Genomic DNA, 21,937 nt, shown 5'->3' with positions numbered 1-21,937 from the left:
GCATTGTCAGTCAGGGTTCCACCTGACGGACCGAGGGAGGGGATTTCAATGGAGACAAAGAAAAGACCCAGAAGTGTCCTTGTCGGCGCTTTCACCCTATTGGATGCACTGATACGACATCAAGGTGAAGCGGGATTGACCCAGCTGGCCAATTCCTGCTCGCTCCCGAAAGCGACCGTACACCGATTACTCGAGCAATTGACCGAACTGGAGGTTGTCCAACGCAGCGAGAACCGCTATCGCGTCGGCGTGCAGGCATTCCGGCTCGGCCAGTCGTGGCAGCCGTATCCACGACTGCTGGAGCTCGCCCGCGGACAGCTCCGAGGGCTGGCCGCGGCCACCCGGGCCAGTTCGGTACTCGCCGTCCCCTGTGACGGGCGCATCCTGATCGCCGCCGCCAGCCTCATCCGGCCGGAGCACGATCTCCTGCTACGGCCGGGATCGACCGTGCCGCAACGTACCGGCCACTTCTCCCCGGACTGGCAATCCGAGCACGGCCTCGTTGTCACCGAAGCGTCGGTCAGGTTGCCGACGGGTGAAACGGTCGGTTCGATCGCGGCCGTGATCGCCGTGCCGCGGCCGCCAGGCGGCGTGTCCGACGCCGTCGCCCGCACCGCCCGCACCCTCAGTGCGGCGCTCGTGAACCAGCCCACGCCGGATGAGCAAGACCGGCGGAATCCGCTCTTGAGCCGTCAAGGGAGCGCCAGGTCGTAGACGTCGTCATATTCCGGCGACGTCACCATGCCCGCCCTCGGATTCCCAGCGGGCGAGGGCGTTTTCCGGAGCGGGCCGCGCGCCGAACTCGTCGAGGAGTGCCTCCGGGCCTGCCACACTGTTCTGCCCGGAGGCCGCCACCAGCACTCCCTCGGCGGCGGCGGGGTCCGCCTCCGGCGGGACGACCAGGAGAGTGACCCGGCGCATGTTCCCACCGGTCACGTGCACGACGTGGACGTTCTGCGAGTCGATTCCCTCCAGTTTGACCAGCCTCCCCTGGCAGATCAGCTCGCGGACCGTGACCGCCCAGCCCGACGGCGGGAACGCCACCCGCCACACCGGACCGATCCGGCCGTTGAGCGCGGTGGTGAGTTCGGGCACCTCTGTCGTCAGGTCACGCGACCGCGGCCACCAGGCGCCGTCGACGAAACCGCTCTCCGAGTTGCGGGGCTTGAGCCTCAGCCGTTCGGCGGTTTCCGGGGTGCGGGCGTCGGCACGCATATTCGGCTCCGGTCTCCGGCCAGGAGGGCCGGCGTCGGTGAAGAACAGAAAGTGACATCGGTCGTTCTCCGACGCGCGGAATACTCTCGGCGTTTCCATTGTACAGAGGAAATCGCGTGGCAGCGCGGCAATAATTCACCTGCTCCGGATTCCGCCACGGAAATCGGCGTACAGTGGGCTGTATCCGGCCACCCGCGTGAGAAAGAACGAGACTCAGTCCACTGAGGACTGTTTATTTTCGACCAACGGGAAGAAGACGACATGACCGCCGACCGGCAGGACCAGAGCCTGATCGTCGAACGGCTCCGTCTCGGCACCGGATTCTCCGCCTCCGAACACGATTGGGTCGCCGAAAGGCTGGCCGCGCTCGGTTCCAGGCTGCGCTCCTTCCACGAAGGCCAGGTCGATCTCGAAATCAGCGTCAAAGACCGGCACGGCACAGGGCAGCAGCTCACCCTCGAATGCCGGATCCACCGCCTGCCCGGCGTGCACTTGGTGGCCGGTTCGTCCGCACCGGACCTGCCGGTTGCCCTCAACGAGGTCCGCACCGACATGATCCGCCAGGTCGACCACGCGAAAACCCGCACCGAACCACGCCACAACCGCGCGCTGCGGCAAACCCCGGCCCCGCCCGCCTCAGGAGCGTGACAGCGGGTCACGGCAAAGCGAGACGGAAGATCTTGCGAACGACCGAGCCGAGTTGCTTCGACAGGGAGCCGGTGTTGTAGGGCAGATCGTGCTTCTCGCAGACCGCGCGGACCTCCGCGGCGATCCGCGGATAGCGGCGGGACGGGATGTCCGGGAACAGGTGATGTTCGATCTGGTGGCTGAGGTTCCCGGACAGCAGGTGGAAAAGCGGGCTTCCGGTGATGTTCGCGGAGCCGAGCATCTGGCGCAGGTACCACTGCCCCTTGCTCTCGTTCTCGCTCTCCTCCTCGGTGAAAACCTCGGCACCGTCGGGAAAATGACCGCAGAAGATGATCGAGAAGGCCCAGAGGTTGCGGATCAGGTTCGCGCTGACGTTCGCCGCCAGGGTCACCGGGAACAGCGGACCGGTCAGCGCGGGGAAGAGCACGTAGTCCTTGCCCGCCTGCCGCGCCACCTTGCGCAGCATCGGGCCGAGCAACGGGCGGACGTCCGCCCAGGACCGGCGACCTTGCACGATCCGGTCCGCTTCGAGGTCGTGCAGCATGATCCCGTACTCGAAGAACAGTGCCTGCGCGGCCGCGTAGAGCGGATTGCCGAGGTAGTAAGGATTCCACTTCTGGTCTTCGGTGATCCGGATGATGCCGTAACCGACGTCGCGATCCTTGTCGAGGATGTTGGTGTAGGTGTGGTGCATGAAGTTGTGCGAGCTGCGCCACTGTTCGCTGGGGCAGACCATGTCCCATTCGAAGGTCCGCGAGTTCAGCGTCGGGTCCTTCATCCAGTCGTACTGACCGTGCAGGACGTTGTGCCCGATCTCCATGTTGTCCAAGATCTTCGACAACGCCAGCGCGCCCACACCGGCGAACCACGCGGGCGGGAACCAGCCCGCGAACAGGAGCACCCGGCCCGAAACCTCGCTGAGCCGTTGCACCGCGACGACCCGGCGGATGTAGTCGGCGTCCTCCGCGCCGAGATCCGCCACCACCCGCTGGCGCAGCGAATCCAGTTCCTTGCCGATGAGCTCCACCTGGGCTCGATCGAGTTCTCGGGTCGTCGTGGTCACGGGGGATCTCCTTGCCGTAGTTCGGGTTCCCGGTCGAGGCCGGGTTCGGGCGGGCCGGACTCCGCGGGCCTGCTCGCGTGGACGTCGGCCGGATCGACGTGTTCGTCGGCCTCGCTGCGCAAAGACCGGATGGCGGAGTTGAGCACCGCCAAGAGGGGAACGGCCAGCAGCGCCCCGGCGATACCGCCGACGAGCAGCCCGGTCGCGATGGCGAGCACCACCGCGAGCGGGTGGAGCCTCACCGCCCGGCCGAGCAGAATCGGTTGCAGCAGATGGCTTTCCAGTTGCTGGACGACGAGAACGACGCCGAGCAGGATCAGCGCCGGGACGAGCCCGTTGGAGACCAGCGCGATCAGGACCGCGACCGTGCCCACCACGACCGAGCCGATGATCGGCACGAACGCGCCGAGGAACACCAGCGCCGACAAGGGAATGGCCAGCGGGACACCCAGTACGGCCATGCCGATACCGATGCCGACCGCGTCCACCGTGGCCACCGCGATCGTCGCGCGTACGTAACTGACGAGCGCGGCCAGGCTTCGCCGCCCGGCGACGTCGGCCCGGGTCCGCGTTCCGGCGGGCACCGCACGCAACAGGAACGTCCAGATCCCCGGCCCGTCCGCGAGCAGGAAGATCAAGACGAACAACACGAGCAACGCCTGCGCCAGCACGCCGCCGACGGTGGCGGCCGTGGTCAGCGCGCCGGCGGTGAACCCGGTCTGGGAGTTGGTCAGCGTGGTCACCAGCTCGTTGACCGAATCGCGCAGCTGCGCGGCGCTGAGGTGGAGCGGACCGGTGGTGAGCCAGTTCGCCACGGCGTCGACACTCTTCGTCAGCTGGACCCGCAAGGCGGGAAGCCCGTTGACGAAGGTGAGCACCACGAAGGTCAGCAGGCCGCCCAGCACCGCGAGCCCGCCGATCAGGACCATCACGACGGCGAGGCCGCGAGGGATCCGGTGACGGACGAGGAAGGTCACCGCCGGGGCCAGCATCGCGGCCAGCAGGAGGGCGATCGACACCGGCACGACCACCGCGGCGAGGTAGCCGAGGGCCAGCCCCAGCAGGTAAAGGGTCGCGCCGACGACGAGCAGCCGCCACCCCAGCTCCGCGGCCACCCGCAACAGGCGCGGCACCACCGGCCGGGCGTCATCGGGAACTTCCGGCTCGTGCCGGGGATCGGCCATGAGCGGGCCTCTCGTGCGCTGCGGACGGCTTGCCGGCCCTGTCAGCGGAACTCGTCCGCACACCTCGCGGAGAGTCCACAAAGGACTTCGAGAATCACCATGTGTACCGACGATCAGCGAGAATGCCCATGACGACTCCTTGGCAGAGCAAGCGATTCGAGCCTGCGACGCCAGGGTCCCGGGCGAAACCGGACACGCCACGATCCGTTCCGCGGATTCCGGGCGGCCGATCGGATGACACTGGCCAGCGTAGACCCTGAGCCCGGTGCCGGGCCCGCCGATGCGAGACCGGTACCTCCGACCCGAAAACGGTCCGGGAACAGGTTCTTTGGCCTGGTCGGCGCGTAGACTGGCCGACGACAGCGCCGGAGTGCCCAGACACCGCCCTCGCGACGATCGACCGTCACACTGGCCGCATCTGTCCCTCTGCCGTGCGCCCGATCTTCCGCACGCCGAGCTTCAGCGATGACGGCCTGGTCTGGAGCCTGGATCGTGAAACTCATAACGCTCGATCTTCGCCGGTCGCATCGCCTGAAGGCGGGCCGCGCGCCGCTTGACGCAACCTCGGCAGACAGGACGAACCTCGGTGCCGTTCGCGCGGCCATCGAGGAACCCGACGACGTCCACGAGGCTCGGGCGCACCGTTCTCCCCCTTTGGCCGTGACGGTGGAACGTCTCGGCCGGGCGGTGGTGCTCGTCGTCGACGGCGACCTGGACCTGCACACCGCCCCCGCGGCACGCCAAGCGATCGAGGCGGCGTTGAGCCACCGGCCGCGACGGTTGATCGTGGACCTGAGCCTCGTCCGGTTCTTGAACTCCACCGGGTTGGAGGTCCTCCTCGCCGCCCAGCGGCAAGCCGCCCCGCACACCGACCTCCGGCTGGTCGCCACCACGCGCGCGGTCTGGCGGCCACTGCAGATCACCCGGCTGCACGAACGACTGATCATCCACAGCTCACGCTCGGCGGCCGTCGCCTCGCCTGCCAGAACCGGCGACGAAGACCGCTCACCATCCGGGAAGACCCAGCGGCCCCGCACACCGACCGGACTGGGGGTTCAGGCGCCGAGGCGACTGTAGAGGCGTGCGGCGAGGGTGGCGGCGAGCTGGTTGAGATGCCCGGCGGGGTCGTGGAGGGCGTACTGGCCCAGCAGTTCCGCCACGACATGGGCCTCGGTCTCCGACAGCAACGCGACGCAGCGTTCGCGGCGCCCCTGATCTAGCAGGCGTTTGAGCGCGTCGGCGTACTCCTGGTGGTCGCGCACCCCGGTCAGGCCGAACGGATCCTGCCGCGCGGTCGAGTCGGTCATTCCGGTCTGCCCTTTCGAGTGATGTCACCCATCGCCACCCCGCGTTGACCTGCGGATCCGCCGCGCAGACATTCTTCCACGCCGCGGCAAGAGCAAATCTATGGTGGCGGGGGTAGACATTCAACCTCGGGTGTGTGTACTGTTCTCCTTGTACCGAGAGAGACAACGTCAAGCAGGCGCGGGAGATGACGGAACTACCCGCGAAGTGAGACAAGGCGGTCAGGCAGGACGAAGCCAATCAGTGAACAGGTTTCGGCTGGTGACCGGAGAAGTACCGGGATCGAGGAGTGAAGACGTAAGCAGCAAGGCCGATCCCGGCGAAGTAGTGCAGTAAGCAGTGGCAAGTGCAGTAAGTAGCAAGTGCAGTAATGCAGTGGCAAGTCAGTAGGTGCAGTACCGGTCAGGTGGCCGGAGCCGATCACCGACGGGGCTCCGGGCAGTGACCAGCGGCGTGACGCGTGCTGGGACCGATCAGTGGAAGGGTTCCAGCCGGTGACGCCCCAGGAAATCGCAGTACAGGCAGTACCCGGCAAGAGAGAAACACAGGAAAGAAGGGACAGGGAACATCATTGGATCGCCCGCAGCGGCTGGGCAGTAGTGCCGCGCGGGTACCGCAGGGTCATCGGATTGGAAGGTGGTTCTCGGTTACGAATCAGCGATCTCCGCGTCGTCCGCCTCTCGGACGGACACCGCGGATGCAGGACACCGGCCTCACGGCCGGTAGACAATGGTGAAACCCAACCCCTGGGACCCCGGACGCCGCACTGGCGCCCGGGGTCCCTTGTGATGTGGAGGTGGAATGATTCCTGACCAACGCGAGACCCCCGCCACCGTTTCCGACGGGGCCGACAAGTTCGACGACGACCACTACCCCGCCTACACGATGGGCCGAGCCGCGGACATGCTGGGCGCCACCCAGAACTTCCTGCGCAGCATCGACGAAGCCGGGCTGATCACACCGCAGCGCTCGGCGGGCGGGCACCGCCGCTACTCCCGCCACCAGTTGCGCATCGCCGCACGCGTGCGGGAACTGGTCGACCAGGGCACCGCCGTGGACGCCGCCTGCCGCATCGTCTCCCTCGAAGACCAGCTCCACGAATCCCAACGCCAGAACACCGAACTCCGCGCCAACGAATAACCCCGCCGGGCCAGGTGTGCCGCCACGACGTCGCGGCACACCCTGATCCGCGGGTTCTCCGCTTCACTGTTCGGTGGCCTAGAAGTTGTGGTCGTCCAGTCGCAGGCGATGGGTGAGCGCTTCACGGGCCATGTCGGTCAGGGAGCGGTCGTGACAGAAGGCGCGTGCGCGTAATCGGGCGAGTGCCTGCTCAGGCGGGATGGCGAGGCCGGCGGCGAGGAAGGCGGCGGCTTGCTGGACTTCTTCGCGGTAGCGGCGGAGGCCGGAGTCACCAGTGGCCGAGTTCTGCGCGCTCCGCAAGAGAAGGGGCAGCAGCCCTTGCCGGACACGATGGAAATCCCGAGCTTGCGATGAGGTCATGGCGCCGGAGGTGGCGCGGTAACCGGTAAGAGCTCCGATGGTCCTGCCGCGGGCTCGGAGCGGGGCGGCGATGACGGCTCGGGCGGGGCTCTGCATCGCGGCGGGCAGGAACAACGGCCAGCGGGCCTGGTCGGTGGCGACCAGATCGGGTTCGGTCACCGTGTAGCCGTGCTGGACGGCTTCCAGAGTGGGACCGTCACCGAGGGTGAATTGCAGGTCGTCCAGCTCGGGCCCTGGCCCTTCGGCGGGGTCGCACCACACCAATTCCAGGGTTCCGGTGACGTTGATCAGGTCGATGGTCAGCACATCCAGACCGAGAAGCACGGCGATGCGCAGGGAGGCGATGGCGCCGAGGTGCTGCCCGTCAGCGGCCGCGCGGTGCAGGTGAGCCAGAACGGTCTCGAGGTCATCGGGTGGTGTCACACCCCCACCACGAGGTCTGCCAGATGAGGCACCGTCGCGGCGGCGGAGCTGGTTTTGGTGTCACGCATCGGAGTCGCCTGTCGAGTGGATTCCTCAACCGCGGTGACGAGGACCCAATCACCGGCGAGCTCAGGAGCAATTCACCCCGCGGAGGGGCACGTCATGCCCGCTGGCAGGTGCTCGGCTCGCCTCATTTTCGGTGGCCCGCCCAAGGCCACATTCCGACAGGTTCCATACAGTCTGAACGGCCTCACGATACGTGACTCATTGTAGCGCCACCGCCGAAGAGAGCTGACGCGACTACTGCCTCAGGCCCTCGACGGACAGGTCGACGATCATTCGAAAGGGAGCCGCCAAGGGGGCTCGAACCCCTGACCTTCTGTTTACAAGACAGATGCTCTACCAGCTGAGCTATAGCGGCCTTGCCCGGAGTCACCCCCAGGCACACCCAGTATATCGGCGCCCGCTCAGCCGTTCGCAGGGCGCACCCAGGGTTCCCCGGCCACCGTCCGGAAGGCGTGCGCGAACGTCACCGCGGTCGCCGGGTCGCGGCGGTCGGCGACGTAGCACCAGGTCATCCGGACGGCGTCCGGCGTCACTTCGAGGACGCCGGGGCCGTGCGAGTCGAGTTCCACGAAACGCACGTGCGGGTTCAGCGCGCGGATCGCGGCCTCGACCTTCAGGGAGCCGGTCCGCGGCGGGACGCCGAGTTGCTCGTCGATGTTGTCCGAGGTGACCGACGGGCAGACGAACTCGACCGCGACGCTCGTCCCGTCCCGCGGCACGTCGTTCGCCCACGACGAGTGGACGTCGCCGGTCAGGAACACCGTGTTGCCGCGGCCTTGCGCGGCGATGGCGTCCAGCACCCGGCGGCGGTCGGCGGTGTAGCCGTCCCATTGGTCGGTGTTCACCGTCGTCGGCTGGCCGTCGAGGAGGTCGCCGAGCGCGAGTTGTTCGCGGGTGGGCAGCGCGGGGACCTTGATCGGCGTGACCATCACCGAATTCCCGATCACGTTCCACGACGCCGTCCCGCGCGCCAGGCCCTCCAGGAACCACTGCCGCTGCTCGGCGCCGAGGATCGTGCCGTCCGGCTCCGCCGCCGGACCGGGTTGCTCGGTCCGGTAGGACCGCAAGTCCAGCATGGTGAGGTCTGCCAGCTTCCCGAACTTCAGCCGCCGGTACAGCCGGTCACCGCGATGCCGCACCGGCATCCATTCGAAGTACGCCTGGTGCGCCGCCCGCATCCGGTCGCGCCAACTGCCTTCCGTCGCCGGATCGTGTGACGGCGACCCGCCGGACCAAGCGTTGTCCGCGGCCTCGTGATCGTCCCAGGTCGCGACCATCGGATGGCGGGCGTGCAGCCGCCGGAGGTGTTCGTCGGTCTTGTACATCGCGTGGCGTTGCCGGTAGTCCGCGAGGGTGATCAACTCGTTGGGCGGTACCGAGGGCCGGAGATCGTTCGCAGGATTGGGATTCCCTTCGTAGAGGTAGTCACCCAGGTGAAGGAAGGCGTCAAGATCGTCGCGGCCGGCCAGATAGCCGTAGGGGGCGAAGTGACCGACAGCCCAGTTCGCACACGAGACCACGCCGAACCGCAGCCTCGCGACGTCGTCTTCGTGCGCGGGAGCGGTGCGCGTCCGCCCGATCTGCGAGACCTTCCCGCGCGACGTGAACCGGTAGTAGTACGCCGTCGACGCGCAGAGCCCGCCCGCCGTCACTTTCACCGTGTGGTCGCGTTCGGGTCCGGTCCGGGCGTGACCGCGAGCCACGACGTGCGCGAATCCGGCGTCCTCGGCCACCTCCCACCGGACGTCCGCCGACGGCCCTTTTCCGGATCCCGGAACGGCCTCGGCCGAGGGCGTGACCCGGGTCCAGAGGAGCACCGAATCGGGCATCGGGTCGCCCGAGGCCACGCCGTGCGCGAAAACCGGGCTCTCCGCCCCGTTAGATGCACCCGAAAGGGTGAACGTGGCCGCTGTTCCGGCCGCTGTCACACCGGCCGCGCGAAGGACGGAACGCCTGCTCACAGAGGACGCCATGGCATGAAGTGTGCCGTAAACCGGCGGGGCCGCGATGATCTTCATCGGACGTGGTGGACGCCACTTCGGGTTACCTGCAACGGTCAGGCCGCCGGGCCCGATGGTCCTCGGGAAAGTCCTTTGAAACAACGGACCGCACAACCCTACGAACCGAGTGAGGAGGTGGATCGATCATGAAGATCAACGAGCACACCAAGGGGGCCCAGAGCGGCAGACGCGGTGACGACAGGAACCAGGACGAAACACCCGAACGTGGCGAATGGTTACTGGAAGCCCCGCGTCAGCGTGACGGTGAGCGATCGATCCACCAGGCTCGTTCGCACCGGCCGAACCTGTTGCGGCGTCGCGCCTGGCAGATCCTCGAAGCCCCGACGGCCGAGCAGCCCGCCGTCGACGGCGACGAGGCGATGGGTCCGAAGCCGCCCGACGACTCGACTGTCAACTTCGTCCTGGATCTCGCGCTGCGCATCGGCGAGGTCCAGATGTCGAGCGGCGCCGGCGCTTCCGACGTCACGGCGACGATCATCGCGCTGACCTCCGCGCTCGGTCTCCCGCACTGCGAGGTCGACGTGATCTTCACGTCGATCACGGTCACCTGCCACCGCGGCACCGACATGGCGCCGGTGACGGCGCTGCGCGTGGTCCGTTCGCGCAGTCTCGACTACACGCGGCTCACCCAGACGGAGACGCTGGTCCGCAGGATCGTCCGCGGGAACATCGGCGCCGAAGAGGCCCAGCAGGAACTCCAGCGGATCACGACCGCGCCGCACCCGTACCCCCGTTGGGTGGCCACGGCCGCCTGGGGCGGGTTGGCCGGGTTCATCACCCTGATCCTCGGCGGCAGCATCGACGTCGCGCTGGTCGCGATGGTGATCAGTGCCGTCATCGACCGGCTCGGCCGCTTCCTGAACCGCTTCGCGCTGCCGTTCTTCTTCCAGCAGGTGATCGGCGGCCTGGTCGCGACCCTGTCCGCGATGGCGATAGTCAGCAGCAACCTGCTCACCACGAACAAACCCACGCTGGTCGTCGCCGCGGCCGTCACCGTGCTGCTGTCCGGTCTCTCCACGGTTTCCGCCGTGCAGGACGCCATCACCGGCTATTACGTCACGGCGGCCGGGCGCACGATGGAAACCGCGCTGATGAGTGCCGGGCTGATCGCGGGCGTGGTGCTCGCCCTCAAGATCGCCTTGCTGCTCGGCCTGCCGCTGACACCGCTGCCCGAAGTGGTCTCCTCGACGCCGCAACAACTTCCGATCATCGTCGTCGGCAGCATCGGCGCGTCCGCCTGCTTCGCGCTCGCGTCGTATTCGACGATGCGCGCGATGATCGTCGCGGGAGCGGCGGGGGCGATCGGCGGCGCGGTGTACGGCGCGCTGATGCTGACCGATTTCGAGGCGGTCAGCTCGTCCGCGATGGCCGCGACGCTGGTGGGTTTCTGCGGCGGCGTGCTCGCCAGGCGGCTCAAGGTGACCCCGCTCGTGGTGGCTGTGTCCGGCATCACGCCCCTCCTTCCGGGCCTCTCCACCTATCGTGGTCTATACCAATTGGGCGTCGAACAGGGCGGGAACATCTCGACGCTGATGACCGCGGTCGCGATCGGGCTTGCCCTGGCAGCGGGTGTGGTCCTCGGCGAGTACCTGGCGCAGCCGGTGCGCACGGGGCTCGGCAGGCTCGAACGCAAGTTCGCCGGGCCGCGGATGGCGGGGCCGATGGAACCCGCCGAGCGACGCTTGGAGTGATCGCGCGACGACCGGCCGTCTCGCGAGCTCGCGATAGGGTCCTTCCCTAGGGCAGCGACCCGCGATTTCGAGGGAGCGGCTGGTGGACGAAGTGAACTCCGAGACGGGCAGAACGGCATCCGCGGATTTCGTGGTGGTGGCGAACCGGCTCCCGGTGGACCTCGAACGGACCGCCGACGGGAGCAGACGCTGGACGGCGAGCCCCGGCGGGCTGGTGTCGGCGCTCGAACCGTTCCTGCGGTCCCGCAAGGGCGCCTGGGTCGGCTGGCCGGGTGTACCCGACGTCGAGGTCGAGGAATTCGACGACGACGGCCTGGTCCTGCACCCGGTCTCCCTGACTTCGGACGACGTCCGCGACTACTACGAGGGCTTCTCGAACGCGACGCTCTGGCCGCTTTACCACGATGTGGTGGCGCGGCCGGTGTTCGACCGGAGCTGGTGGGAGTCCTACGTCCGGGTGAACCGGCGCTTCGCCGAGGCGAGCGCGAAGGTGGCCGCCGAGGGCGCGACCGTGTGGATCCAGGACTACCAGCTCCAGCTGGTCCCGGCGATGCTGCGCGAACTGCGCCCTGATCTCCGGATCGGGTTCTTCCTGCACATCCCGTTTCCCCCGGTCGAGTTGTTCATGCAGATGCCGTGGCGGACCGAGATCGTCCGCGGCCTGGTCGGCGCCGACCTCGTCGGATTCCACCGACCGGGTGGCGCACAGAACTTCCTCTGGCTCGCCAGGCAGCTGGCCGGTCTCGAATCCAGCCGCGGCGCGGTCGGCATCCGCACCCGTCCCGGCCTGATGCAGGTCGGCGACCGGACGGTGCGGGTCGGCGCGTTCCCGATCTCCATCGACGCCGTCGGTCTCGACAAACTCGCCAAGACCAAGGGCGTCGCCGAACGCGCCGCCCAGTTGCGGCGTGATCTGGGCAATCCGAAGAAGGTCCTGCTCGGCGTAGACAGGCTTGACTACACGAAGGGCATCGACCTGCGGCTGCAGGCCCTGCACGAGTTGCTGCACGAAGGCCGCGTCCGCCCGGAGGACGTCACGTTCGTCCAGCTGGCCACGCCCAGCCGCGAGCGCGTCGAGCACTACCAGCGGATGCGCGGCGACATCGAGCAGATGGTCGGGCGGATCAATGGCGAATTCGCCCGCGTGGGTCACCCGGTCGTGCATTATCTGCATCAGTCCGTGAACCGGACGGAACTGGCCGCGTTCTTCTCGGCGGCCGATGTCATGGTGGTCACTCCCCTGCGTGACGGGATGAACCTCGTCTGCAAGGAGTACGTCGCCTGCCGCCACGACCTCGGCGGCTCGCTCGTGCTGTCCGAGTTCGCCGGCGCCGCGGCCGAGCTGACCAGTGCGCTCCTGGTCAACCCGCATGACCTGGACGGGGTGAAGAACGCCCTGGAGACTGCCATTACGCTCGACCCCGCAGAGGGACGCCGCCGTATGCGCGCCATGCGTCGACAGGTCCTCACGCACGATGTCGACCGATGGGCGCGCTCGTTCCTCCAGGCGCTCGGCGGAGAATCGACGGACTGAGACTTCCCCCATACCCCGCATAGTTCCCGAGGAGAAATCGTTGACCGCCGAGGCACTGCCCGCCGAGCTGCGGCGCGCGATTGTCCAGGTCGCGCGTACCCCGCGGCTGCTGGTCGCCTGCGACTACGACGGCACGCTGGCCCCGATCACGGCCAACCCGGACGAAGCCCGTCCGCTGCCCGAATCGGTGGGTGCGCTCAGGTCGCTGGCCGGCCTGCACGAGACGACCACCGCGGTCATCTCCGGCCGCGCGTTGCGCGATCTCGCCACCCTGTCCCGTCTTCCCGCCGAGGTGAACCTGGTCGGCAGTCACGGGTCCGAGTTCGACATCGGCTTCATCCACGCGCTCGACGAAAAGGCCCGCGAGCTCCACAGACGGCTTGAAGCCGAGCTGGAGAACCTGGTGCTCGACGTGCCGGGTGTCTCACTCGAGGTCAAGCCCGCGAGCATCGCGGTGCACGTCCGCCGCGCCGAGCACGAGGCGGGCCGCCGCGTCCTTCGCGATGTCCACAATGGACCTTCCCAGTGGGAGGGCGTGTCCACCACCGACGGCAAGGAGGTCGTCGAGCTCGCGGTCGTCCAGACGGACAAGGGCCGCGCGCTGGACACCCTGCGCCACCAGGTCGGCGCGACGGCGGCGATCTTCCTCGGCGACGACGTCACCGACGAGAAGGCGTTCGCCCGGATCTCCGGCCCGGACCTCGGTGTGAAGGTCGGCGAGGGCGAAAGCCTCGCGCAGTACCGGGTCCCGGACACCGTCGACGTCGCGATGGCGCTCGCCTTCCTGCTCGAAGAGCGCCGCAACTGGCTCTACGGCGAGCAGGCGCCGCCGATCGAGCGGCTTTCCATGCTGGCCAACGAACGTTCGGTCGCGCTGGTCACGCCGGACGCCCGGCTGACCTGGCTTTGTCACCCCGGCCCCGACGCGCCCGCGGTGTTCGCGGACCTGCTCGGCGGCGCCGGCGCGGGGCACTTCTCGATCAAGCCGCACCGCAACGGCCTGCCGCTCGGGCAGCGCTACCTGCCGAACACGATGACGGTCGAGACCCGCTGGTCCCGGCTGCTCGTCACCGACTACATCGAGCCGGAGAGCCCCGCGCACCGCACGGATCTCGTCCGGGTGATCTCGGGTGAGACGTCGGCGGAGATCGTGTTCGCGCCCCGGCCCGAATTCGGTGGCGTGCCGGTGAAACTGGTCGCCAACGGCGACGGGATCCTGGTGCAGGGCACCTCGGAGCCGTTCGCGCTGCGTTCGCCCGGCGTGGAGTGGGAGATCACCTCCGACGGCATGAACGACACCGCGACCGCGCTCGTCACCCCGTCACCGGAGAACCCGGTGGTGCTCGAACTCCGTTGCGGCACCTCGGATCTCGCCGCGCACGAACTGTCCGAAGTAGAGCGACGGTCCCGCGCGGGCGACTACTGGAGCACCTGGGCGCAAACGCTCAAGCTGCCCAGCGTCCAGACCGACCTCGTCGGCCGCTCGGCGCTGACGTTGCGCGGGCTGGTCAACACCGACACCGGCGGCGTGCTCGCGGCGGCGACGTCGTCGCTGCCGGAGGAGATCGGCGGCGTCCGCAACTGGGACTACCGGTACTGCTGGATCCGCGACGCGGCCATGACCGTGCGCGAACTGGTCCACCTCGGCTCGACCGAGGAGGCCGAAGGCTATCTCCGCTGGCTGCACGGCGTACTGTCCACTTTGGCCGGTCCGGAACGGCTGCACCCGCTGTACACCTTGGCGGGCAGCGTGATCGGTGCCGAAGCGGTCATCGAGTCGCTGCCCGGATACGCCGGTTCGCGGCCGGTTCGCGTCGGCAACCTGGCGAACCACCAGGTGCAGCTGGACGTCTTCGGCCCGGTCGTCGAACTCGTGCAGACACTGGCGGCGGCGCGCGGTGAACTGCGCGACGAAGACTGGCAGATGGTGCGCGCGATGGCCGAGGCCGTCACGCGGCGCTGGAACGAGCCGGACCACGGCATCTGGGAGGAGCGGCACGTGCCGCGCCACCGGGTGTACTCGCGGGTGATGTGCTGGGTGACCATCGACAGGGCGATCAAGCTGGGCGAGGTCTACGGCCGTCAGGTGCCGGGCGCGTGGCCTTCGCTGCGCGACGAGATCGCCGCCGACGTGCTGGACAAGGGCTGGAACGAAGAGGTCCAGGCCTTCACCACCGCGTATGACGGAACGGATCTCGACGCCGCGTCGCTGTTCGTCGGGCTGACCGGGCTGATCGATCCGGCCGACCCGCGGTTCCAGTCCACGGTGACCGCGATCGAGGCGGAACTGCGCAGCGGGTCCACTGTGTACCGGTACCGCCGCGACGACGGCCTTCCCGGCGGCGAGGGCGGTTTCCACATCTGCGCGGCTTGGCTCATCGAGGCGTACCTGCTCACCGGGCGGCGCACCGAGGCCGAGGAACTGTTCACGCAGATCGTCGACGCCGCGGGCCCGACCGGCCTGCTGCCCGAGCAGTTCGACCCGATCGCGGAGCGCTCGCTGGGCAACCACCCGCAGGCGTACTCGCACATCGGGCTGATCCGCTGCGCGAACCTGCTTTCCCAGTAGCGCGAACCCCATGTCATGAAAGGGGCTTTCAGGACGAATTTCGTCCTGAAAGCCCCTTTCCTGACACTCAGCCGCCCGCGACCGACGGGATGATCTGGACCTCTTCCGCCCCGGCGAGCGAGGTCTTCGCGCCGTCGAGCCGACGGCACTCCTCACCGTCCACGTAGAAGTTCACATAGCGCCGCAGCACCCCGGTTTCGTTACGCAGACGGCGTTCCAGCGCGGGGAACTCGGCACCGAGCGAGTCGAGTACGGCGTCGAGCGTCGGGGCGTCGACCTCGAACGTCCCCGCTCCGCCCGCGAGCGGCCGCAGCATCGCGGGCAGCAGGACCCGGACCACCTAGACCACCTGGGCCCGTACGCACAACACGTCCGGAAGATGTGCGGCCACCTGATGCCAGGTATCGCCTTCGTCGGGACTGGCCCACACCTCGCCGGACCGCGTGCCGAAGTAGATCCCCGCCTCTTGATCGACGCACATTCCGTCCCGGAGCACACCGGCGTAGAAGTCCTTGTCCGGCAAGCCGTTTCCGAGCCCGGTCCAGGTCTCGCCCGCGTCCTCGCTGCGGTAGACGCGACAGCGGCCGTCCGGCGGGAAACGGAGAACGTCCGCCACCAAAGGGAAGTTGTAGACGGTGTCCGGTTCGGCCGGATGGACGACCATGGCGAACCCGAAGTCGTTCGGCAGGCCGCCGGCGATGGACTTCCAGGTCCTCGTGTCGTCGTCGCTGCGGTAGACGCCGCCGTGATTCTGCAGGTAGAACCGTTCGGGGCGGGACGGATGCATCGCGACCTTGTGCACGCACTGCCCGAACTCGGGCTCCTCGTCCGGCAGGAAGCCCGCGCTGATCCCGCGGTTCGACGCCGTCCAGCTCTTGCCGCCGTCCTCGGTGCGATAGACACCGCCCGTCGACATGGCGACGGTGATCCGCCCGGGATCCGCCGGATGCGGCAGGATCGTGTGGATCATCTGGCCGCCACCGCCGGGAGTCCAGTGTGGACGGTGCTCGTGGTCCCACAGCCCGCGCACGAGTTCGAAGGTCTCGCCGCCGTCCTCGGAGCGGAACAGCGCGGACGGCTCGGCGCCGGCGTAGACGACGTCACCCGAGACCACGATCTGCCAGATGCCTTCGAGCGCGGTCCCGGTGTCGGCGGGGAAGTCCACCGGCGCGTGGTCCGGCTCGGTCCAGGTCTCGCCGAAGTCCTCGGACGTCGCGATCGTCGGTCCGAAATGCTCGTTGACCGCGGCGGCGTAGACCTTGGACGGGGTCAGCGCGACCGCCCGGACGGCCTCCATCGGGAACTTCGGCGTGGAGAGTTCCCAGTTCTCCCTGTCCTCACCGCGGGCGAGGAACAACCCCTTCCTGGTCCCGATCGCCAGCTGGAACTCCACGACGCCGTCCTCCTCGGTCCGATGGTGTGACTGAGGTCACCGTACTACCGAAGCGCGTGAAGGCCCCCTTCCCTCGGCTGAGCCGAGGGAAGGGGGCCTTCACGCGTGGTTGGAGTCGTCGCGCCGGCTGCAGTCCAAGGGGTCGTGGCCTTCGCCTTCTCGGGAGAACGAAGGTCACAGACGAACAGCCGGCGCGACGGGTTCGGGGCGGGTCAGGTTCCGCTGATCAGGCGCAGCGCCAGATCGGAGCTGAACTGTCCGGCTTCGACGTTCGGCGCGATCCCGCACTTGCCGTCGGAGTCACCGGGCACCTTGACCCAGAGCAGCATCTCGGCGCCGCCGCCGGTCTGCGAGGGCGTCCCGAGCTTGCGCCCGGCCGGGTTGCACCACTCGGCGCCCTTGGGGCCGTTGCCGTTGCGGCTCGTGTCGATCACGAACGGCTTGGTGTAGCCGTACTTGCTCGACAGCGCGGCGCTGACACTTCGGCCGTAGTTGGCCGAGTCGGTGGTGGTCTTGTAGTTCGACACGTTGATCGCGAGACCGCGGATCGACTTCACGCCGACTGCGTTGAGCCGGTCGGCCATGGTGGCGGCGGGGATCCAGGTCGAGTTGCCGCCGTCCATGTAGGCCCAGGTGTTCGGGGCCTTCGCGGCGAACTGCTCGGCGGCGTACTTGAGCAGGTCGAGGCGGGTCTGGCGCTCACCGGCGGGCAGGCAGTCGACCTGCGCGAGGGCGTCCGGCTCGATGATGACGACGGCGGGCTTGCCGCCGATGCCGTCGGCGAAGTTCGAGATCCAGGTCCGGTACGCCGCGGGGCTGCCCGCGCCGCCACCGGAGTGCCCGCCGCAGTCGCGGCCGGGGATGTTGTAGGCGACCAGGATCGGCAGCTTGTCCGCCACGTCGGCGGCGTAGGTGTAGCCGTCGACGGCCTTCTTGACGTCGCCGCTCCAGTTGCCGAACCACCGCGCGCCCGCCTTGGTGGAGATGGCGGCCTTGATCTTGTCGGCGGTGCTGCCGGGGTGGTCCTTCACCCAGACGGCGGGGTTGGAGTTCGGGTCGACGTAGAAGCCGTTGGTCTTCTCAAGGGGGTTGCCGTCGGCGGCCTGGGCCGGCGCGGCGATGAGGGCCAGCATTGAGGCGGCCAGCAGACCGAGCGTCTTGATGCGCATATCTCGATCTTCGAACCCTCGCGTACAAGATTCGTACAACCCGCGTTTCGTCCTCTACTTGCGGTACTTGCAAGCGCAAGGACCGCGTCGAGAGGACGAAACGCGAGAGGGGGTCAGGCCGAGTAGCCCTTCGGCGGGATCAGGGTGGCGAGCTGGTTGAAGGTGAGCCAGTAGATCTGGTTGCCGCCGAAGTTGGCCGGGTCGGCGATCTTCACCGTCATGTTGTCGCTGTTGTAGCCGATGATCGTGAAGTAGTGGTAGATCGTGTAGTTCGGGTAGCCCGGCGGGTGGTTGTTCGCCGGGGCGACGATGTTCGCGACGAGCGCGTAGCCCTTGTCGACGTCCAGCACGATGTCGCGCCACAGGAGGTCGCGCTGCGCCTGGGTCGGCGGGTCGTTCGGCATCTCCTTGGTCTCGTACCAGCCGCCCGCGACGTGGTTGTTGAGGACGCGGGTGACCTGGCCGATCCAGTCGGTGCCGTTGGTGCTGGTCGGGAGCTCGTTGGCGAGCTGCTGCTGGCTCGGCGGGTTGCCGTTCTTGGCCGAGATGGCGATCCGGGTGGCGGCCGGGCCGCACCAGTAGCCGGTCTCCTGGATCTGGTACTGGATGTTGAGTTCGGCGGCCGCCTTGACGCCCTCGACCTTGGCGGGCGGCGCCATCGAGTTCACGAAGCCGGGATCGGTGGACTTCTCTTGGGCGACGGCCACGGCCGGCGCGGTGATCAGTGCGGACACCGCGAGCGCGGCGACTACCGCGGACTTGAGTCTGCGCATGGTAATCCTTCCCCAGTTTCACTTTTTATCGGTGAATAGTGAACAGGATCGCCCCTGCGGTGGCTTTTGTCTTGACCTCCACCTGCGCTTTCCCCGAACGGCCCACGACGAAAGTAGGATCGAATGAACGCTCGAGGGGCCATCGGGCAAGAGCGATCGTGCAGGTGATGAAAAACGATCACGAGCAGACGGGCTCGCGAGGGCTGGACAGGCCGGATCTCGGTGGTCCCGACCCGGCACCCGTCTTCGGCATGCTCTTCGACGCTCACGCGGCTCCGTTGCAGCGCTACCTCGCCCGTCGTGTCGGCACCGAAACCGCGCACGACCTCGTCGCCGAGACGTTCCTTGTGGCGCTCCGGCGGCGAGAGACGTATCGCCCGGAGGCCGGGACGGCACGGGCGTGGCTCTACGGCATCGCGACGAACCTGCTCCGGCACCACGTCCGCACCGAGACCCGCGCGCTCGCCGCGACGGCCCGGCTCGCGTCCGCCGACCCCCTGGTCTCGACGGGACACGACGGCCGCGTCGCGGAGCGGGTCGACGCGCAGACCCGCGCGGCCCAGCTGGCGGGCGCGCTGGCCGAACTGAGCGTCGCGGACCGCGACACCCTGCTCCTGGTCTCCTGGGCGGGTCTGGACCCCGGCGAGGCCGCCGAGGCGCTGGGCATTCCCGCGGGAACGGTCAGATCCCGGCTGCACCGGATCCGAAGATGGTTGCGCGCCAACGCACCGGAGATCAATTCAGCGTCCACAAAGGAGGACGGCGAAAGTGCACGGCGATAACATCAGGAAGGTGTGGTCCGACGCCGAACTCGACAAGGCGCTGGCCGATCTCCACTCCGAACCGGACGTCCGTCAGGACGAACTGGCCCGCGCCAGGGCTTCACTCCTGCGCGCCGCGGGCGAGGCCGACCCGCTCCCCGAAACAGCGCCGCCCCCGGCGAAAAAACGACCGGGCTCGTGGCGCTGGATCGCGGCCGCGGCCGCGGCGGCGCTGGTGTCCGGTGGAGGGATCGTGGCGACGAACGCCTTCGTCGGCGAGGACGGCCAGGCCCCCGCGGCCCACTCGGCCCTCCCCCCGGACACGGGCCCCCTGAAGGACCTGCGCGGCTCCGACCTCCCTCTGACCGATAAGCAGTACTGGCTCTCCACGGAGTCGACTTGGACGACGCGGGTCGGCAGGAAGAGCACGGTGATCTACCAGACACACGAGATCGTCGAGCGGTGGCTGCCTTCGGACCGGTCCACCCGGCATCGGACGCGGTTCACCACCACCGGCGAAATCCGCTGGATCAAAGGCGACTACGAGACGGCGAAGGCACAAGGCGAGTCGATCCCCGGCGCGACGGTCTCCACCGGATGGGAAGGCTCGGGGCCGCGGCCGACGGGGACACCTGAGTCCGGGACGACCACGACGAGCCCGCCGCCGGACGGACCCGTCTCGACCCAGCGGGACGGACCTGTGCGAAGCGACTGGATGCTGCTGAGCAAGGAATTCCTCGAAGGGCTGCCCACCGATCCGGCGAAGCTGCTCGAACGGCTGCGCCACGACAGCAAGGACGGCTCGGAGAACACGGCACCCGCGATGTACGACATGGCCCTCAGCGTCCTGCGTTCGGCGCACGGCTACAGCGACCTCCGGGTGGCACTGTGCAAAGCGCTCGCGAACGCCCCGGGCGTCACGCTCGAGACGAACGCGGCCACTCCCGACAAGCGTCCGGCCGTCTCGTTCTCCGTCCGGGACGCGGACCGGGTCAAGACGTTCGTCGTGGACCTGGCGACGGCGCACGTCGCGGGCTACAGCACCGCGCGGAACCGGTCCGATTCCGACCTTCCGGGGCTGTCGATACACGAGACGACGGTGACGACGCAGATCACCGACCGCGATGGCCCCTAGCGGGCGTGTTTGGCGGCGTTGAGCGCGCTTCCGACGTCTCCCACCTCCAGCACCCGGATACCCGGCGGCATCTTGCCGGAGTCCGGCGGCACCAGCGCGTAGGTGAAGCCGAGCCGGGCGGCCTCCGCGAGCCGCCGCCCGACGCTCGGCACCCGCCGGACCTCACCCGACAGCCCGACCTCGCCCATCGCGACGAGCTTGGGCGAGAGCGGGGTGTCCGTCGCCGACGAGATCAGGGCCAGCACCACCGCCAGGTCGATCCCGGGCTCGGTGATCTTCATCCCGCCGACCGTCGCGACGTAGACGTCCTTGTCGCCGACCTTGAGTCCCGCCCGCTTCTCCACCACGGCCAGCACCATCGCGACGCGTGCCGAATCGAGACCGCTCACCGCGCGGCGGGGCTGCGGGGCCTGTGTCGCCGACACCAGCGCCTGCACCTCGCCCAGCAGCGGCCGTTTGCCCTCCATGGTCACCGTGACGGCGGTGCCCGCGACCGGCTCGGAGGTGTGGCTCAGGAACAGGCCCGACGGGTCGGGCACGCCCACGATGCCTTCCTCGACCAGTTCGAAGCAGCCGATCTCGTCCGCGGCGCCGAAGCGGTTCTTGATCCCGCGCAGCATCCGCAACGTCGAATGCTTGTCGCCCTCGAACTGCAGGACGACGTCGACCAGGTGCTCCAGCACCCGCGGCCCGGCGACCGAGCCGTCCTTCGTGACGTGACCGACCAGCACGATCGGCAGTCCGCGTTCCTTGGCCAGCGCGACCAGCCCGGCGGTGACCGCGCGGACCTGGGTGACCCCGCCCGGCGCGCCCTCCACCTGTGGCGAGGCCATGGTCTGGACCGAGTCGACGATCAGGACACCCGGCTTGACCGCGTCGACGTGGCCGAGGATCGCGGAGAGATCGCTCTCGGCCGCGAGGAACATCTCGTCGTGGACGTTGCCGGTGCGCTCGGCACGCAGGCGCACCTGCCCCGCCGACTCCTCGCCGGTGACGTACAGCGCGCGGCCCGCGGTGGCCGCCCATTGATAGGCGACCTCCAGCAGGAGGGTCGACTTGCCGACGCCGGGCTCCCCGGCGAGCAGGATGACCGCGCCCGGCACGAACCCGCCGCCGAGCACGCGGTCCAGTTCGGAGACGCCGGTGGGCTTGGCACGAGCCGTTTCGACGTCGACCTCGCCGATCGGGCGGGCCGGGGCGCTGGGCGCGCCCGCCGCGACCCTGGCTATCGCCGGGCGGGCGTCGCCGCGTTCCTCGAGCGTTCCCCATGCCTGGCACTCCGGGCAGCGCCCGACCCACTTCGGTGCCTCGTACCCGCATTCACCGCAGCGGTAGGTGCTGCCTTTCTTGACCACTCCGCGAGGCTAGCCGCCACCACCGACAAACCCGGGCAGCACGGGCCGGGGGCTGAAGGGGACTTTCCCCGCATCAGATGCAGCGAAGGGGCCCTTCGCCGCGTGTGATGCGGTGAAGGGCCCCTTCAGCTC

General features: G+C 68.5%; 20 protein-coding genes and 1 tRNA gene. 9 read left to right on the top strand and 12 right to left on the bottom strand.

The features are described 5' to 3' along the window. Positions 1-48: 48 nt before the first annotated feature. Positions 49-714 (top strand): helix-turn-helix domain-containing protein, encoded by a 666-nt coding sequence (locus tag ACZ5IK_RS01325; RefSeq protein ID WP_465486049.1) that lies wholly within the window; start codon positions 49-51, stop codon positions 712-714. A 6-nt stretch (positions 715-720) separates the two neighbouring features. Here ACZ5IK_RS01325 and ACZ5IK_RS01320 read toward each other — a convergent pair whose 3' ends face one another. Continuing rightward, the gene (locus tag ACZ5IK_RS01320) at positions 721-1,215 is read right to left on the bottom strand and encodes a DUF5994 family protein (protein ID WP_465486048.1); all 495 of its coding nucleotides are present in this window, start codon (positions 1,213-1,215) and stop codon (positions 721-723) included. 261 nt (positions 1,216-1,476) lie between these two features. Here ACZ5IK_RS01320 and ACZ5IK_RS01315 point away from each other — a divergent pair, with 261 nt between their 5' ends. Beyond that, entirely contained in the window at positions 1,477-1,863 is a 387-nt protein-coding gene (locus tag ACZ5IK_RS01315; protein ID WP_465486047.1) for an HPF/RaiA family ribosome-associated protein, read from the top strand. Positions 1,864-1,870: 7 nt separating this feature from the next. Here the strand turns inward: ACZ5IK_RS01315 and ACZ5IK_RS01310 are convergent, their stop codons facing one another. Both ACZ5IK_RS01310 and ACZ5IK_RS01305 read right to left on the bottom strand, forming a co-directional pair. Continuing rightward, positions 1,871-2,926, bottom strand: coding sequence for a fatty acid desaturase family protein (locus ACZ5IK_RS01310; protein ID WP_465486046.1), 1,056 nt, complete (start codon positions 2,924-2,926; stop codon positions 1,871-1,873). After that, positions 2,923-4,110 (bottom strand): AI-2E family transporter, encoded by a 1,188-nt coding sequence (locus tag ACZ5IK_RS01305; RefSeq protein WP_465486045.1) that lies wholly within the window; start codon positions 4,108-4,110, stop codon positions 2,923-2,925. Before ACZ5IK_RS01305 ends, ACZ5IK_RS01310 begins: the two co-directional genes overlap by 4 nt. Before the next feature lie 660 nt (positions 4,111-4,770). Here ACZ5IK_RS01305 and ACZ5IK_RS01300 point away from each other — a divergent pair. Continuing rightward, positions 4,771-5,187 carry an STAS domain-containing protein gene (locus ACZ5IK_RS01300; RefSeq protein WP_465486044.1) on the top strand — a complete coding sequence of 139 codons (417 nt, stop codon included), beginning with the start codon at positions 4,771-4,773 and terminating at the stop codon, positions 5,185-5,187. On the opposite strand, the gene ACZ5IK_RS01295 is transcribed toward ACZ5IK_RS01300, so the two are convergent. Then, positions 5,166-5,417 carry a hypothetical protein gene (locus ACZ5IK_RS01295; RefSeq protein WP_465486043.1) on the bottom strand — a complete coding sequence of 84 codons (252 nt, stop codon included), beginning with the start codon at positions 5,415-5,417 and terminating at the stop codon, positions 5,166-5,168. The two genes, ACZ5IK_RS01300 and ACZ5IK_RS01295, sit on opposite strands and share 22 nt — an antisense overlap. 799 nt (positions 5,418-6,216) lie before the next feature. Between ACZ5IK_RS01295 and ACZ5IK_RS01290 the strand changes: the two genes are divergently transcribed. Continuing rightward, positions 6,217-6,555, top strand: a complete 339-nt coding sequence (locus ACZ5IK_RS01290; protein WP_465486042.1) for a MerR family transcriptional regulator — start codon at positions 6,217-6,219, stop codon at positions 6,553-6,555. Positions 6,556-6,633: 78 nt separating this feature from the next. On the opposite strand, the gene ACZ5IK_RS01285 is transcribed toward ACZ5IK_RS01290, so the two are convergent. From ACZ5IK_RS01285 to ACZ5IK_RS01275, 3 genes are all read right to left on the bottom strand, one after another. Beyond that, positions 6,634-7,338 (bottom strand): GAF domain-containing protein, encoded by a 705-nt coding sequence (locus ACZ5IK_RS01285; protein WP_465486041.1) that lies wholly within the window; start codon positions 7,336-7,338, stop codon positions 6,634-6,636. 348 nt (positions 7,339-7,686) lie between these two features. After that, positions 7,687-7,759, bottom strand: a tRNA-Thr gene (locus ACZ5IK_RS01280). 46 nt (positions 7,760-7,805) lie between these two features. Then, positions 7,806-9,377, bottom strand: coding sequence for an alkaline phosphatase D family protein (locus ACZ5IK_RS01275; protein ID WP_465486040.1), 1,572 nt, complete (start codon positions 9,375-9,377; stop codon positions 7,806-7,808). Between the two features lie 173 nt (positions 9,378-9,550). Here ACZ5IK_RS01275 and ACZ5IK_RS01270 point away from each other — a divergent pair, with 173 nt between their 5' ends. From ACZ5IK_RS01270 to otsB, 3 genes are all read left to right on the top strand, one after another. Next, positions 9,551-11,116: a threonine/serine exporter family protein gene (locus tag ACZ5IK_RS01270; RefSeq protein WP_465486039.1), complete on the top strand. Its 1,566-nt coding sequence runs from the start codon at positions 9,551-9,553 to the stop codon at positions 11,114-11,116. Between the two features lie 82 nt (positions 11,117-11,198). Continuing rightward, positions 11,199-12,650 carry an alpha,alpha-trehalose-phosphate synthase (UDP-forming) gene (locus ACZ5IK_RS01265; protein WP_465486038.1) on the top strand — a complete coding sequence of 484 codons (1,452 nt, stop codon included), beginning with the start codon at positions 11,199-11,201 and terminating at the stop codon, positions 12,648-12,650. Positions 12,651-12,690: 40 nt separating this feature from the next. Continuing rightward, positions 12,691-15,219 (top strand): trehalose-phosphatase, encoded by a 2,529-nt coding sequence (otsB, locus tag ACZ5IK_RS01260; protein ID WP_465486037.1) that lies wholly within the window; start codon positions 12,691-12,693, stop codon positions 15,217-15,219. Between the two features lie 67 nt (positions 15,220-15,286). Here otsB and ACZ5IK_RS01255 read toward each other — a convergent pair whose 3' ends face one another. The 4 genes from ACZ5IK_RS01255 to ACZ5IK_RS01240 all read right to left on the bottom strand — a co-directional run bounded on the left by ACZ5IK_RS01255 (position 15,287) and on the right by ACZ5IK_RS01240 (position 18,554). Continuing rightward, a complete protein-coding gene (locus ACZ5IK_RS01255) occupies positions 15,287-15,559 on the bottom strand; it encodes a MoaD/ThiS family protein (RefSeq protein WP_465486036.1) in 273 nt (90 codons plus the stop codon). Continuing rightward, entirely contained in the window at positions 15,560-16,612 is a 1,053-nt protein-coding gene (locus ACZ5IK_RS01250) for a WD40/YVTN/BNR-like repeat-containing protein (RefSeq protein WP_465486035.1), read from the bottom strand. Between the two features lie 212 nt (positions 16,613-16,824). Then, positions 16,825-17,781: a glycoside hydrolase family 6 protein gene (locus tag ACZ5IK_RS01245; protein WP_465486034.1), complete on the bottom strand. Its 957-nt coding sequence runs from the start codon at positions 17,779-17,781 to the stop codon at positions 16,825-16,827. 113 nt (positions 17,782-17,894) lie between these two features. After that, complete coding sequence (locus ACZ5IK_RS01240) at positions 17,895-18,554, bottom strand: C39 family peptidase (protein ID WP_101611013.1); 660 nt, start codon at positions 18,552-18,554, stop codon at positions 17,895-17,897. A gap of 158 nt (positions 18,555-18,712) precedes the next feature. Here ACZ5IK_RS01240 and ACZ5IK_RS01235 point away from each other — a divergent pair, with 158 nt between their 5' ends. Both ACZ5IK_RS01235 and ACZ5IK_RS01230 read left to right on the top strand, forming a co-directional pair. Further along, positions 18,713-19,336 (top strand): RNA polymerase sigma factor, encoded by a 624-nt coding sequence (locus ACZ5IK_RS01235; RefSeq protein WP_465486033.1) that lies wholly within the window; start codon positions 18,713-18,715, stop codon positions 19,334-19,336. Between the two features lie 10 nt (positions 19,337-19,346). Beyond that, positions 19,347-20,450, top strand: coding sequence for a CU044_5270 family protein (locus ACZ5IK_RS01230; protein ID WP_465486032.1), 1,104 nt, complete (start codon positions 19,347-19,349; stop codon positions 20,448-20,450). Here ACZ5IK_RS01230 and radA read toward each other — a convergent pair. Next, complete coding sequence (gene radA, locus ACZ5IK_RS01225) at positions 20,447-21,805, bottom strand: DNA repair protein RadA (protein WP_101611014.1); 1,359 nt, start codon at positions 21,803-21,805, stop codon at positions 20,447-20,449. The two genes, ACZ5IK_RS01230 and radA, sit on opposite strands and share 4 nt — an antisense overlap. Positions 21,806-21,937: the final 132 nt, after the last annotated feature.

Source organism: Amycolatopsis sp. NPDC031561, from assembly GCF_055580625.1.
Note: the sequence above shows the minus strand (reverse complement) of the source record. Positions and strands in the feature narration are given on the sequence as shown.